At 72.5% G+C, this 13,470-nt stretch carries 14 protein-coding genes; 5 read left to right on the top strand and 9 right to left on the bottom strand.

Translation table 11 applies throughout. The features are described 5' to 3' along the window. Positions 1-176 precede the first annotated feature (176 nt). Positions 177-851: a Crp/Fnr family transcriptional regulator gene (locus tag IEZ00_RS02105; RefSeq protein ID WP_015097742.1), complete on the bottom strand. Its 675-nt coding sequence runs from the start codon at positions 849-851 to the stop codon at positions 177-179. Between the two features lie 194 nt (positions 852-1,045). Then, the gene (locus tag IEZ00_RS02100; RefSeq protein ID WP_189221298.1) at positions 1,046-1,297 is read right to left on the bottom strand and encodes a hypothetical protein; all 252 of its coding nucleotides are present in this window, start codon (positions 1,295-1,297) and stop codon (positions 1,046-1,048) included. A 108-nt stretch (positions 1,298-1,405) separates the two neighbouring features. Here IEZ00_RS02100 and nth point away from each other — a divergent pair, with 108 nt between their 5' ends. The 4 genes from nth to IEZ00_RS02080 are packed head-to-tail and all read left to right on the top strand — an operon-like array spanning position 1,406 to position 4,641. Continuing rightward, positions 1,406-2,176, top strand: a complete 771-nt coding sequence (gene nth, locus IEZ00_RS02095) for an endonuclease III (protein ID WP_189221297.1) — start codon at positions 1,406-1,408, stop codon at positions 2,174-2,176. Next, positions 2,173-2,772, top strand: coding sequence for a TlpA disulfide reductase family protein (locus IEZ00_RS02090; RefSeq protein WP_189221296.1), 600 nt, complete (start codon positions 2,173-2,175; stop codon positions 2,770-2,772). The genes nth and IEZ00_RS02090 overlap by 4 nt, the downstream gene beginning before the upstream one ends. Then, entirely contained in the window at positions 2,769-3,434 is a 666-nt protein-coding gene (locus IEZ00_RS02085) for an NUDIX hydrolase (RefSeq protein WP_189221295.1), read from the top strand. Before IEZ00_RS02090 ends, IEZ00_RS02085 begins: the two co-directional genes overlap by 4 nt. Before the next feature lie 19 nt (positions 3,435-3,453). Further along, positions 3,454-4,641 (top strand): MarP family serine protease, encoded by a 1,188-nt coding sequence (locus IEZ00_RS02080; RefSeq protein WP_189221294.1) that lies wholly within the window; start codon positions 3,454-3,456, stop codon positions 4,639-4,641. Between the two features lie 287 nt (positions 4,642-4,928). Here the strand turns inward: IEZ00_RS02080 and IEZ00_RS02075 are convergent, their stop codons facing one another. From IEZ00_RS02075 to IEZ00_RS02055, 5 genes are all read right to left on the bottom strand, one after another. After that, positions 4,929-5,855, bottom strand: coding sequence for an alpha/beta fold hydrolase (locus IEZ00_RS02075; protein WP_189221293.1), 927 nt, complete (start codon positions 5,853-5,855; stop codon positions 4,929-4,931). A 10-nt stretch (positions 5,856-5,865) separates the two neighbouring features. Next, positions 5,866-6,336 carry a phage holin family protein gene (locus IEZ00_RS02070; RefSeq protein WP_189221292.1) on the bottom strand — a complete coding sequence of 157 codons (471 nt, stop codon included), beginning with the start codon at positions 6,334-6,336 and terminating at the stop codon, positions 5,866-5,868. A 49-nt stretch (positions 6,337-6,385) separates the two neighbouring features. Then, positions 6,386-7,534: a Na+/H+ antiporter NhaA gene (gene nhaA / locus IEZ00_RS02065; protein WP_189221735.1), complete on the bottom strand. Its 1,149-nt coding sequence runs from the start codon at positions 7,532-7,534 to the stop codon at positions 6,386-6,388. 194 nt (positions 7,535-7,728) lie between these two features. Next, entirely contained in the window at positions 7,729-9,717 is a 1,989-nt protein-coding gene (gene acs, locus IEZ00_RS02060; RefSeq protein ID WP_189221291.1) for an acetate--CoA ligase, read from the bottom strand. Between the two features lie 204 nt (positions 9,718-9,921). Next, a complete protein-coding gene (locus IEZ00_RS02055) occupies positions 9,922-10,491 on the bottom strand; it encodes a GNAT family N-acetyltransferase (protein ID WP_189221290.1) in 570 nt (189 codons plus the stop codon). 91 nt (positions 10,492-10,582) lie between these two features. Between IEZ00_RS02055 and IEZ00_RS02050 the strand changes: the two genes are divergently transcribed. After that, entirely contained in the window at positions 10,583-11,305 is a 723-nt protein-coding gene (locus IEZ00_RS02050) for a Fic family protein (protein WP_189221289.1), read from the top strand. A gap of 127 nt (positions 11,306-11,432) precedes the next feature. Here IEZ00_RS02050 and kynU read toward each other — a convergent pair whose 3' ends face one another. Together kynU and IEZ00_RS02040 are read right to left on the bottom strand one after the other, a co-directional pair. Then, positions 11,433-12,554, bottom strand: coding sequence for a kynureninase (gene kynU / locus IEZ00_RS02045; protein ID WP_189221288.1), 1,122 nt, complete (start codon positions 12,552-12,554; stop codon positions 11,433-11,435). Then, complete coding sequence (locus IEZ00_RS02040) at positions 12,551-13,372, bottom strand: tryptophan 2,3-dioxygenase (RefSeq protein ID WP_189221287.1); 822 nt, start codon at positions 13,370-13,372, stop codon at positions 12,551-12,553. The genes kynU and IEZ00_RS02040 overlap by 4 nt, the downstream gene beginning before the upstream one ends. Positions 13,373-13,470 lie beyond the last annotated feature (98 nt).

The raw sequence follows: 13,470 nt of genomic DNA, 5'->3' as shown, positions 1-13,470 counted from the left end.
CGGCTCCGCCGGGTCGGGCTCGGCCGCCTGGAAGTCGGCCCATCGGGACGCGTTTCGGAAAAATCGAAGGGCGTGATCTTTTCGAAAGGCATCCCGACAGGCCGACGCGGCCTCGCGTGGTGCCCACCCGGAACCGCGCTGCTGGAGCGGGGTGGGCTGGTGCGGTTGTCGTGCCGCTACCTGGCCCGGCGAGCGAGGCGCTCGGGGTCGAGGATGAGCACGCTCTTGCCCTCCAGGCGCAGCCAGCCGCGGTGGGCGAAGTCGGCGAGGGCCTTGTTCACCGTTTCCCGCGACGCGCCGACGAACTGGGCGATCTCCTCCTGCGTCAGGTCGTGGGTGACCCGCAGCAGGCCCGCCTCCTGGCTGCCGAAGCGCTGCGCCAGCTGCAGCAGCGCCTTGGCCACCCGGCCGGGCACGTCCGTGAAGATCAGGTCGGCCAGCATGGAGTTCGTCCGGCGCAGCCTGCGGGCCAGCGCCCTCAGCAGCTGCTCGGCGATCTCCGGCCGGTTGGTGATCCACTGCCGCAGCGCGGGGCGGTCCATGCTCACCGCGCGCACCTCGGTCACCGTCGTGGCGGTGGACGTGCGCGGACCGGGGTCGAAGATCGACAGCTCGCCGAACATGTCCGACGGGCCGAAGATCCCCAGCAGGTTCTCCCGCCCGTCCGGCGACTTCCGGCCGATCTTCACCTTGCCGGACTGGATGATGTAGAGCCGGTCGCCCGGCTCGCCTTCCGCGAAGATCACATGGCCACGCGGGAATTCAACGGACTCCAGCGTCTGCGCCAGTGCCTCCGCTGCAGCCGGTTCAACCCCCTGGAAGATGCCCGCGCGGGCCAGGGTCTCGTCCACCTCGTCCCTCCTGTCGAGACGCGGCGGCATGGTTGAGCGCGTTCCGCCTTATGGCGGATCAGCGCCTGCCGCCGATCACTGGGTGCAGTCTAAGGGCTGTGGCGGGAAGCGCCGTTCGGCACGCCACCCACCAGCAGCCCGGACAGCCCGAAGAGGCCCGCGGGAACGTCCCGAGGGCCTCGCCGTCGGTCCTGCTAGCGGCGGGGCCGCCGCTGTCGCAGGTTCCTGGCACGACCGCCCAGCCTGCGCAGCCGGAACAGCTCCAGCGCGCGGCCGATGCCGTGCCCGTAGAGAGCCCTGACCTCGTCCGGCCGGGCCGACTCCAGGAACTCCTCGACTTCGTCCTCCTGCACGGCCACGTGCCGCAGACGGGCTTCCACGCGCTCCATGAAGAGCGCGAAGAACATGATCACGATCGGAACGGCGATGACGAACCAGGCAGTCATGATGCTCCGATCCTCGCGCATCCGGTCACCCGGTGCGGTGGCAGGGTCCTTTGTCCGGCGTGTCGAGCCGCTTCGAGTGGAGGACGTGTGCGCCCGTACATTGGTTGCGTGCCCCCCGCCACCCGCCGCCAAACCCAGGAGACCCGGCTCGGGCTGGTGCGCCGGGCCCGCCGCACGGTCCGCGTCCTCGCCGAGGGCTACCCCGGCGCGCACTGCGAGCTGAACTTCACCAACCCGCTGGAACTGCTGGTCGCGGTCGTGCTGTCGGCCCAGTGCACGGACAAGCGGGTCAACGAGGTCACGCCCGCGCTGTTCCGGCGCTACCGCACCGCCGCCGACTACGCGGGCGCCGACCGGACCGAGCTGGAGGAGCTGATCCGGCCCACCGGCTTCTTCCGCAACAAGGCCACCTCGCTGATGGGCCTGGGCGCGGCGCTGGTGGAGCGCTTCGACGGCCAGGTGCCCGGCAGGCAGGCCGACCTGGTGACGCTGCCCGGCGTCGGCCGCAAGACCGCGAACGTGGTGCTCGGCGACGCCTTCGGCGTGCCGGGCATCACCGTCGACACCCACTTCGGCCGCCTGGTGCGCCGGTGGGGGTGGACCGAGGAGGAGGACCCGGTCAAGGTCGAGCACGCGGTGGGCGCGCTGATCGAGCGCAAGGACTGGACCATCGCCTCCCACCGGGTGATCTTCCACGGCCGCCGGGTCTGCCACGCCCGCACGCCCGCGTGCGGGGCCTGCCTGCTCGCGCCGCTGTGCCCCTCCTACGGCATCGGCCAGGTCGACCCGGACAAGGCCGCCAAGCTGGTCAAGGGCGAGGAGGCCGAGCACCTGATCGCACTGGCCGAGCGGGTCCGGGCGGGGGAGAAGCTGGGGTGAGCTCCGCGGCTCGGTGGTCGGTCGTCGTCCTGGTCCTGGCGATCGCGGGCGTGGTCGCCCTGTGGCCCCGCACGCCCGACGAACCCACCCCTGAGGTGCCGCGCAGCCAGCGCACCACGGCCTCGCCCGAGGACGTGCGCCAGGCGCGCGACCGGGCCGCGCTGCGGCCGTGCCCGCGCGGCGAGGGCGGCCCCCCGCAGCTGCGGGGCGTCACCGCGGTGTGCATGAGCGACGGCGGCACCGTGGACGTGGCCTCGGCGCTGTCCGGACGGGCTCTGGTGAACTTCTGGGCCCCCTGGTGCGTTCCCTGTCGTGAGGAACTGCGCGTGCTGGACGAGTACGCCCGGCAGCCCGGCTCCGTGCCGGTCCTCGCGGTGCAGGTGCGGAGCAAGGAGGAGGACGGCCTGGAACTGCTCGCGGACCTCGGCGTGCGCCTGCCCTCGGTGGTCGACGAAGCGGACGCGGTGCGCAGGGCGCTGCACGCGCCCAACGCGCTGCCCGCCAGCGTGGTGCTCGCGGCGGACGGCTCGTCGCGGCTGGTGACCGACCCGACCGTGTTCACCTCGGTGGAGCAGGTGCGCGAGGTGGTCGGATGACCGCGCAGGTCGAACCGGGTGACCTCCCGGAGTGGATGTCCCGGCTGGTCAAGGCCACGGCGGAGATCGACGCGCGCGCGTTCACCCGCGTGCCGCCGCCCCCGCCGGGCACCGCCAGGCCCGCCGCCGTGCTGATCCTGCTCGGCGAGGGCCAGGACGGTCCCGACGTGCTGCTGCTGCGCCGCGCGGACACCCTGGGCTCGCACCCCGGCCAGGTGGCCTTCCCCGGTGGGGCGGCCGACCCGGAGGACGACGGGCCGGTGGACACCGCGCTGCGCGAGGCGTTCGAGGAGACCGGCGTGCTGCGCGAGGGGGTGCGGCCGGTGGCGCTGCTGCCCGAGCTGCACGTGCCGGTGTCCCGGTTCCTGGTGACCCCGGTGCTGGCGCACTGGGACCAGCCCTCGCCGGTCGCGCCGGTGGACCCGGCGGAGACCGCCGCGGTGGCGCGGGTGCCGATCGCGCACCTGGCCGACCCGGCGAACCGGTTCCGGGTGCGCCACTCCTCGGGCTACTCCGGCCCCGCCTTCTCCGCTCCTGGCATGTTGGTGTGGGGCTTCACGGCCGGGCTGCTCGACGGGCTGCTCGCGCTGGGGGGCTGGGAACGCCCGTGGGACACCTCCGACGTGCGTGATCTGGAACTAGCGCTGCGCGCTGCTACTTAGCGCCGGGTGGAGGTAGGGCGTGAACTGGGTAGACCTGCTGGTGCTGGCGCTCGCCGCGTTCGCCGCGGTCTCGGGCGCGCGGCAGGGCATGGTGGTCGCCCTGCCCGCGTTCGTCGGGGTGCTGCTCGGCCTGGTGCTGGGCACCCAGGTCGCGCCGCTGGTGGTGGCCCGGTTCGACAACGTGGTGACCAAGGTGGTCTTCGCGGTCGGCATCGTGGTCCTGCTCGTCGCGCTGGGCGAGACGCTGGGCGTCTACACCGGCCGCACGATCAAGCCGAAGATCAACTCCGGTCCGCTGCGCGGCGCGGACAACGCGCTGGGCGCGATCGTGCAGGGCGCGGTCGTGTTCGTGGTGGCCTGGATGATCGCCCTGCCGCTGACCGCGGTGGCGGGCCTGCCGTCGCTGGCCAAGGCGCTGAACCAGTCGGTCATCCTGTCCACGGTCAACGACACCATGCCGCAGGCCGCCCGCACCCTCTCGCAGGACCTGCAGAACCTCTTCGACGTCTCCGGCTTCCCCGCCGCGATGGACCCGTTCAACCGCACCCCGCTCAAGGACGTCGGCCCGCCCGACCCGACGCTGAGCGGCAACCCCGTGGTCCAGGACCTGCGCCCCAGCGTGCTGAAGGTGCGCGGCCGGGCGCCGTCGTGCTCGCGGGCGCTGGAGGGCACCGGCTTCGTCATCTCCCCCGAGCGCGTGATGACCAACGCGCACGTCGTGGCGGGCACCAGCGAGGTGGTCGTGGAGGTCGGCCGGGGCCAGTTCGACGCCACGGTGGTGCACTACGACCCGCAGACCGACATCGCGATCCTGGCCGTGCCCGACCTCAACGCGGCGCCCCTGCGGTTCCGCAGCGACGAGATCCGGCAGGGCGAGGACGGCATCGTCCTGGGCTACCCTCTCGACGGCCCCTACACGGCCTCCGAGGCGCGCGTGCGCGAACGCATCCAGATGCTGCGCGGCCCGGACATCTACGACGCCCAGACCGTCACCAGGGACGTCTACACGGTCCGCGCGAAGGTCCGCAGCGGCAACTCCGGCGGCCCGCTGGTGGACCCCCAGGGCCGCGTCATGGGCGTGGTGTTCGGCGCCGCCGTGGACGACCAGGAAACCGGCTTCGTGCTGACCGCCCAGGAAGTCGCCGAAGAAGTCGCCAAGGCCCCCAACCTGGTCCGCCGCGTCTCCACCCAGACCTGCGCCGTGTAGAACCGCCCCACCCCCGGCGCGGCCTCGCACGATGCCCACCACGCCCGCCCCCGGCGTCACCCACCTATGGGCGTGTTGGGCGTGTCACCCCCGCGAGTCGAACCTCCAGACACCCCGAATTCAACATTCGCGCGCCCCGACCCACGCTTCCGCGCCCTGACCGGCGCTTCCGCGCCCCTCGGGCAGTAGTTAACGGCCCCGCCAACCCCGTCGGGTAGTACTTGCCCACGCACCAGGGCTGCGCGCGCGGCGAGCGCCGCTTTTAGACCCCTACTCCCTGCGAACCGCTACAGCCCGGCCAGGAAGTCGGTGATCATCCCGGTGGTGGTCTGGGGGGCTTCCTGGTGGGGGAAGTGGCCCACTTCCTGCACGCACCGGTACACCGACCCCGGACCGCGCCAGTCGGCCGAGTCCAGGGCGGTCCGGGCGAGCATCACCGGGTCCAGCGCCCCGTGCAGCTGGAGCACGGGCGCGGTCAGCCGCTGGGACACGGCCTCGGCGAACCGCCTGCCGTCGCTGCGCAGCAGGGAGCGCACCGCCCACCGGTAGTACTCCAGCGCGCTGTGCGCCACGCCGGGCACCAGCACGGCTTCGCGGTTGCGCCGCACCACTTCGTCGAACTCCGGCGCGACCGTCCACTTGGGGCCGGACCACTCGCGCAGCAGGGCCTCGACGGCCGCGCCGTCGTCGGCGGTGAGCTTGCGCTCCGGGTAGACCGGCAGCTGGAACCGGAACAGGTGACCCAGCGCCTTGCCCTGTCCGCGCGGGTCCTTGCGGACCGCGCGGCGCAGCGCCAGCGGGTGCGGGGCGGAGATCGCGGTGACCGAGTGCACCAGGCGCGGGTGCATCGCGCCCACCGTCCAGGCCAGCATCCCGCCCCAGGCGTGGCCGACCAGGTGCGCCCGAGGTGCGCCCAGCGCCTTGACCAGCCCGGCGACGTCACCGGCCAGGGTGAACCCGTCGTAGCCGCGCGGGGGTTTGTCCGAGTCGCCGTAGCCGCGCAGGTCGACCGCGACCGCGCGGTAGCCCGCCGCGGCCAGCGCGGTCAGCTGGTGCCGCCACGCCCACCAGAACTGCGGGAAGCCGTGCAGCAGCAGCACCAGCGGCCCGTCGCCGAGCTCCGCCACGTGCAGGCGGATGCCGTTGGCCGACACGTCGCGGTGCGCCCACGGGCCGGGGACCCTCGTCGTGGACGGGTCCGGGGGGAGCCGCACGGCGCCGGGGTCAGTGGCCGTCGCCGCGGTGCCGGATCGCCGCGACGGTGTCCCTGGCCGAGTCGATGGTGCGCTGCGGGGCGCGCAGGCGCTTGACCTTGCGCACGCCCAGCAGAGCGAAGAAGCCCGCCGTGGCCAGCATCAGCAGGAACACCAGCAGGAACGAGAACCAGCGGTACAGCCACACCGACAGCAGCTCGGCGGCGAAGAAGAAAAAGAAGAACGAGCTGAACAGCAGCACGGTCAGCGCCACGATGAAGTAGACGCTGCCCTTGACGCCCTTCTTCAGCTCGCCGGCCACCTCGGACTTGGCCAGTTCGACCTCTGCCCTGATCAGCGTGGACATGTGGGCCGTGGCGTCGCGCACGAGGCCGCCGATCGAGGTTTCCCCGGCGATCGAGGCGGCGCTCTCCGCGGTCAGCGGGATCGACGGAACAGGTGGCAGCCCGGAGCCGTTGGTGTTGTCCCTCGCGGTGGTCACCGGCTCATCGTGCCATGCACGCGGGCGCGAGGCCGCCCGACCGGGGGGATCAGCCGCCCGAGGCCGCCCGCCGGTGCACCCGGCTGCGGCGCACCAGCAGCACGGCGGCCAGCAGCGAGGCGATCAGCGAGGCCAGCAGCACGGCCGCCTTGGCGCGCTCGGCGGTGGCGCCGTCCAGCGCCAGCTCGGCGATGAGCAGGCTCACCGTGAAGCCGACGCCGCCGAGCACGGCCACCGCCGCGAGGTCGCGCGGGCCCGCGCCGCTGGGCCACACGGCCATCTTGAACAGCACCGCCAGCGCCGACGCGCCCAGGATGCCGACCACCTTGCCCACCACCAGGCCGAGCACGACGCCCAGCGCCAGCGGGTCGGCGAAGACCCCGCGCAGCGCTTCGGCGCCGACCGGCACGCCCGCCGCGAACAGCGCGAACACCGGCACGGCCAGGCCCGCCGACCACGGCTGGAGGCGGTGCTCCAGGCGCAGCGCGGGGGCCTCGCGCTCGTGGGGGTCCTTGCGCACGCGGGTGAGCAGCGCCAGCGCGACGCCCGCGATGGTGGCGTGGATGCCCGCCGCGTGCACCGCGACCCACGTGCCCACCGCGATCGGCACGTACAGCCACGGCGTGGTGATCCGGCGGTGCTGGAGGTAGGCGTACAGGGCGAGCAGCGCCACCGCGGCGACCGCCGCCAACACGTTGAACTGGGCGGTGAACAGCACCGCGATGAGGATGATCGCGCCGAGGTCGTCGACCACGGCCAGGCTGAGCAGGAACACCCGCAGGCTGCTGGGCAGGCCGGAGGCGGTGATGGCGAGCACGCCGAGGGCGAAGGCGATGTCGGTGGCCACCGGGATGGCCCAGGCCCGCTCCACGCCGGGGTGGCCCCAGCCCACGGCCAGCGCGATCACCGCGGGCACGACCATGCCGCCGACCGCCGCCACCACGGGCAGGAGGGCGGCTTTGAAGTCGCTCAGCTCCCCGACGACCAGTTCGCGCTTGAGCTCCAGGCCCGCGACGAAGAAGAAGATGGCCAGCAGCCCGTCCTTGGCCCAGTCGCCGACGCTCAGGCTCAGGTGCAGCGACTCCGGTCCCACGTGGAAGTCGCGCACCGCCGTGTAGACCTCGCGCAGCGGCGAGTTGGCCATGAGCAGCGCGACGGCGGTGGCGGCCAGCAGCACCACGCCGCCGACGGTCTCCATGCGCAGGTAGCGGGCGAACTCGGCGACGGGACGCTGGGCGCGGGTCAAGTCGTCAACTCCAGGGGTCGGCGGAACCACTCGCCGACCAGACTTCCCGGCACACCGCCGACCACCCTAACCGGAACGGGGTGCCCCGCGCAGTGCGGGACACCCCGTTCCGGCGTGCTCGGTTCTCCGTGCTCGGTTCTCCGTGCTCAGTCCTCGCCCTTGCCCGACTGCAGGCCGCTGGAGATGAGCTCCATCACCGACGAGTCGGCCAGCGTGGTGACGTCGCCGATCTGCCGGTTCTCCGCCACGTCGCGCAGCAGGCGGCGCATGATCTTGCCGGAGCGGGTCTTGGGCAGCTCGGGCACGACCATGATCTGCCTGGGCTTGGCGATCGGGCCGATCTCCTTGGCCACGTGGTCGCGCAGCGCCTTGATCGCCTCCTCGCCCTTGGCCTCGTCCTGCGCCACGCCGCCGCGCAGGATGACGAACGCCACGATGCCCTGCCCGGTGGTCGGGTCGGACGCGCCCACCACGGCGGCCTCGGCCACGGTCGGGTGGGACACCAGCGCCGACTCCACCTCGGTGGTGGAGATCCGGTGGCCGGACACGTTCATCACGTCGTCCACCCGGCCCAGCAGCCAGATGTCGCCGTCGGCGTCGTACTTCGCGCCGTCGCCCGCGAAGTAGTAGCCCTGCTCGGCGAACCGGGACCAGTAGGTGTCGCGGTAGCGCTCGTCGTCGCCCCAGATGCCGCGCAGCATCGACGGCCACGGCTGGTCGAGCACCAGGTAGCCGCCGCCGCCCTTGGCGACCTCGACGCCCTGGTCGTCGACGACCTTCGCGCCGATGCCGGGCAGCGGGCGCTGCGCGGAGCCGGGCTTGGTGTCCACCACGCCGGGCAGCGGGGAGATCATGATGGCGCCGGTCTCGGTCTGCCACCAGGTGTCCACGACGGGGGTCTTGCCCGCGCCGATGGTCTCCCGGTACCAGATCCACGCCTCGGGGTTGATCGGCTCGCCCACGCTGCCCAGCACGCGCAGCGAGGACAGGTCGTACTGGGCGGGGATGTCCGCGCCCCACTTCATGAAGGTGCGGATCAGCGTGGGCGCGGTGTAGTAGATCGACACGCCGTACTTCTGGATGATCTCCCAGTGGCGGCCCTCGTGCGGGGTGTTGGGCGTGCCCTCGTAGACGACCTGGGTGACGCGGTTGGCCAGCGGGCCGTAGACGATGTAGCTGTGCCCGGTGACCCAGCCGATGTCGGCGGTGCACCAGTACACGTCGGTGTCCGGCTTGAGGTCGAACACGTTGTAGTGCGTGTACGCGGTCTGCACGAGGTAGCCGCCCGCGGTGTGCAGGATGCCCTTCGGCTTACCCGTGGTGCCCGAGGTGTAGAGGATGAACAGCGGGTGCTCGGAGTCGAACGCCTGCGGGGTGTGCTGGTCGGACTGGGCGTCGACGACGTCGTGCCACCACAGGTCGCGGCCCTCGGTCCAGGACACCTCGGTGTCGGTCCGCTTGACCACCAGGACGTGCTCGACGCTGCCTGCGTTGGCCACGGCCTCGTCCACGGCGGGCTTGAGCGGCGCGGGCTTGCCGCGCCGGTACTGGCCGTCGGTGGTGATCACCAGCTTGGCCTGGGAGTCCTCGACGCGGGTGCGCAGCGCCTCGGCGGAGAAGCCGCCGAAGACCACGCTGTGCATCGCGCCGACGCGGGCGCAGGCCAGCATGGCGAAGATCGCCTCGGGCACCATCGGCATGTAGATCGCCACCCGGTCCTCGGCGCCCACGCCCAGGGAGGTCAGCGCGTTGGCGGCCTTGGACACCTCGCGCTGGAGCTCGGCGTAGGTGATGGCGCGGCTGTCGCCCGGCTCGCCCTCCCAGTGGATGGCGACCTGGTCGCCGTGACCGGCTTCGACGTGCCGGTCGACGCAGTTGTAGGCGACGTTGAGCTTGCCGCCGACGAACCACTTGGCGAACGGGGCGTTCGACCAGTCCAGCACCTGCGTCCACTTGGTGTCCCAGGTCAGCCGCTCCGCCTGCTTCGCCCAGAACGCCTCGCGGTCCGCCAGCGCCTCGTCGTAGAGCGCGGCGGTGGCGTTGGCCTGGGCGGCGAACTCCTCGCCAGGCGGGAACGTCCGGTTCTCGGTCAGCAGGTTGTCCAGGGCCGGTCCCTGGGCTTGCGGCTGGGTCATGGTGGGCAGACCTCCTGAGTCCTGGCCGTGGGTGCGCACCGAACGTAGTGCGGTGCGGCTCACTGCGCACCCAATAGGTTCAGACCAATTTCGGCGGGGGTGAAACGCGTGGGTAACTGTGTAACCCGCAGGGGAGGGCGCTGACCAGTGCGGTTCCGCTAAACGACACCTCACATGCGACCAGCGGCACAGAGGTGATGCCCATCACTCACTCAATCGTGTCTTCACCGCGGGCCACTCCTCGGCGGTGACCGAGTAGACGACGGTGTCGCGCAGCGTCCCGTCCGGACGGATGCGATGGTGCCGCAGAACGCCCTCGCGCACAGCCCCCAGTCGTTCGATCGCCCGTTGCGACCGCTGGTTGCGCACGTCCGTGTGCCAGCCCACCCGCAACGCGCCCAGCTCCTCGAACGCGCGGGTCATCAGCAGCAGCTTCGCGCCCGTGTTCAGGCCGGTGCGCTGCCAGCGCGTGCCGATCCAGGTGTGGCCGATCCACAGCCCTCGGTGCTTGGTGTCGATCTCGTAGTACGAGGTGGTGCCCGCGACCTCGCCGGTGGCCGGGTCGACCTGGGCCCACGACAGGCGCGCGGGGTCGGCCAGCGCGGCTTCGACGTAGCGCCGCATCGCGGGCAGGTCGGTCGGCTGCCGGGTGCTCAGCCACGTCCAGGTGTCCGGGTCCTTCCCCGCCGCGAGCAGGCCCTCGGTGTGGCGCAGGGTGAGCGGTTCGAGGCGGACGGGCGGGCCGGTCAGCACGGGGCGGTCGTACCAGGTCATGCTTGCGACGGTAGGTCGCCAAGTGGACATCTGGAACAGCCAATTCCGGCCATTTTCGAATATCCACTTACCGGCGGGTAGTGTTTTCCGGGTGACCGACCCGCTCGCCCCGCTGCTGAACCTGCCCGGTGTGACCGACGCCGTGGCGGCGGCCCGCGACGCCGTCTTCCAGGTGCACCGGCACCGGGTGAACCTGCGCGGCTGGGCGACCACCGCCGCCGAGGCGTCCGTGCGCGCCGCCCGCGCCTCCGCCGCCCTGGACGGCGGCCCCACCCGGATTCCCGAGGACGGCGCGGTCGTCGACCCCGTGCTGGCGGGTTCGCTGCGGGTGGCCGAGGCGCTGGGCGTCGTCCTGCCCACCTGGCAGCGCGCGCCGCTGCAGGCGCTGGCCAGGCTGCACGTGCTCGCGGGCGCGGACCTGGGCGGCGAGCTGGGCAGGCCGCGCCTGGCGCCGGGCGTGTCCGAGCGGCTGGACCTGCTCGCGGGCCTGGTCACCGGCGGCACGCGGGTGCCGGGCCCGCTGCTGGTGGCCGTGGTGCACGGCGAGCTGATGGCGCTGTCGCCGTTCGGCACCGCCAACGGCGTGGTCGCCCGCGCCGCGTCGCGGCTGGCCTCCATCGCCTCCGGCCTCGACCCCAAGTCGCTGGGCGTGCCCGAGGTGCACTGCCTGCGCAAGCAGACCGAGTACGACGCCGCCCTGCACGACTTCTCCACCGGCGACCCCGAAGGCGTGGCCCGCTGGGTCCTGTTCTGGTGCGCCGCCCTGGAAGCGGGTGCCCGCGAAGCCCGCGGCATCGCCGACGCCACCTCCTGACGCCTGCAAGTACTACCCGACCCGGGAGAACGGGCCGCTGACTACTACCCGGCTCAGCACCACCCGGCCTGGTCCCGGGTAGTAGTCAGGTGCCCCAGAACAGCGGTCGGGTAGTACTTGCAGACGCTCAGAGCAGCTTGGCGAGGGTGGTGGCGGCGCGTTCGGTCTCGTCGAAGGTGTTGTAGAGCGGGGCGAAGCCGAAGCGCAGCACGTCCGGGGGGCGGTGGTCGCCGATGACCTGGCGGTCGGCCAGCTCACCGGTCAACCGCCGCGCCTCGGGGTGCCGCAGCGACACCTGGTGACCGCGCCACTCATCCCTCGGGGTGATCACCTCGATGCCCGACAGGTCCTCCACCAGCGCCATGAAGTGCGCGGTCAGCGCCAGGCCCTTGGCCCGCACGTCGGCCAGCGCCACCCCGTCCCACACGTCCAGCGCGGCGTCCAGCGCCAGCAGCGAGAGGATGTCCGGGGTGCCGACGCGGGCTCGCGCCACGCCGGGGTCGGGCCGGTAGTCCTCGGCCATCGCGAACGGCTCGCGGTGCCCGTTCCACCCGGTCAGCGGCTGCTCGAACGACGGCTGCGCGGCGGTCGGCACGTAGAGGAACGCGGGCGAGCCGGGGCCGCCGTTGAGGAACTTGTACGTGCAGCCCACCGCCAGGTCCACGCCCAGCGCGTCCAGCTCGATCGGCAGCACGCCCACGCTGTGGCACAGGTCCCACACCACCTTGGCGCCCACGGCGTGCGCCCGCTCGGTCAGCGCGGCCATGTCCAGCAGCCGCCCGGTGCGGTAGTCGACGTGGTTGAGCAGCACCACCGCGGTCCGCTCGGTCAGCTCCAGCCGGTCCGGCGGCGCGGACCGCAGCGCCAGGCCGGTCAGCTCGGCCACCGACCGCGCGAGGTAGCCGTCGGTGGGGAAGGTGCCCGCGTCGACCACGATCTCCGCCCGGTCCGAACCCCGCGCCGCCGCCATCAGCGCCTTGAACAGGTTGACGCTGGTGGAGTCGGCCACCACCACCTGGCCCGGCGCGGCGCCGACCAGCCGCCCGATCCGGTCGCCGACCCGCTGCGGGGCCTCCCACCAGCCCTCGGACCAGCCGCGGATCAGCCTGCGCCCCCACTGGTGGCGCACCACGTGCGCCATCCGCTCGGCCACCGCGCGCGGGGGCGCGCCCAGCGAGTTGCCGTCCAGGTAGACCACGTCGTCGTCGAGGTCGAACAGCGCGCGGACGTGCGCCAGCGGGTCGTTCACACGTAGCTCCTGGCGGTCCACAGCTCCGGGAACACCGACCGCTGGGTGCGCTTCTCCAGCCACGCCACGCCCGCTGACCCGCCGGTGCCGACCTTGGCGCCCATCGAGCGCCGGGTGGCCAGCAGGTGGTCGTAGCGCCACCGGGCGAACTCCTCGGCGATGTCGGTCAGCGCCTCGCCCAGTTCCAGCAGGTCGCGGGAGCCGTCGCGGTAGATCCCGGTCCACACCCGCTCGACGTCGGGGTGCGGCTCGTAGGGCTGGGAGACGTCGCGCGCCAGCACCTCGGCCGGGACCGGCAGGCCCTGCCGGTGCAGGGCGGCGAGCACGTCGTCGTACAGGCTGGGCTCGTGCAGCAGCGCCTCCAGCGCGGCGTGCTGCCGGGGCGCGGCGCGGTGCGGCACCAGCATCGAGCGCGACTTCTCGCCGAGCAGGAACTCCACCTCGCGGTAGCGGCCGGACTGGAAGCCCGAGCCCTCCCCGAGGGCGTCCCGGAAGGAGTTGAACTCCGCGGGCGTCATCCGGGCGATCGGCCGCCAGGCCGCGTTCAACGCCTGCATGTGCAGGTCGCTGCGGCGCAGGGTGCGCACGGCGGCGCGCAGGTCGTCGGCGCGCAGCTCGCTCTGCGCCTGCCGCCACTCGAAGCAGAGCAGCCCGAAGTACAGCTCCATGATCTGGGTGATGACCAGGAACGACATCTCACGCGGGTCGTCGGAAGCCTGCTGCTGCAGGGAGTGCAGCACCGAGGCGTGCACGTAGTCCTCGTACGGCGTGGTGCCCCCGAAGTCCAGCTTCGGGGCTACGGGGCAGGTCTGTTCCATGACGTCATGATGCCTGCGATTCCACGTCGGCTGAATGGCCATCAAGTGCCTGCGAAGCCCGTTCTTCTATCATTCGGAAAGTCATGACGGGCGGGAGT

This window comes from Saccharothrix coeruleofusca, assembly GCF_014648515.1.
Taxonomy (GTDB): domain Bacteria; phylum Actinomycetota; class Actinomycetes; order Mycobacteriales; family Pseudonocardiaceae; genus Actinosynnema; species Actinosynnema coeruleofuscum.
This window is presented reverse-complemented; position numbering and strand designations above follow the sequence as displayed.

Bases quoted from the DNA above. Each gene is read 5' to 3' on its own strand.
- IEZ00_RS02100 (WP_189221298.1), bottom strand. From the start codon at position 1,297: ATGACTGCCTGGTTCGTCATCGCCGTTCCGATCGTGATCATGTTCTTC.
- IEZ00_RS02085 (WP_189221295.1), top strand. From the start codon at position 2,769: ATGACCGCGCAGGTCGAACCGGGTGACCTCCCGGAGTGGATGTCCCGG.
- nhaA (WP_189221735.1), bottom strand. From the start codon at position 7,534: ATGGAGACCGTCGGCGGCGTGGTGCTGCTGGCCGCCACCGCCGTCGCG.
- acs (WP_189221291.1), bottom strand. From the start codon at position 9,717: ATGACCCAGCCGCAAGCCCAGGGACCGGCCCTGGACAACCTGCTGACC.
- IEZ00_RS02055 (WP_189221290.1), bottom strand. From the start codon at position 10,491: ATGACCTGGTACGACCGCCCCGTGCTGACCGGCCCGCCCGTCCGCCTC.
- IEZ00_RS02040 (WP_189221287.1), bottom strand. From the start codon at position 13,372: ATGGAACAGACCTGCCCCGTAGCCCCGAAGCTGGACTTCGGGGGCACC.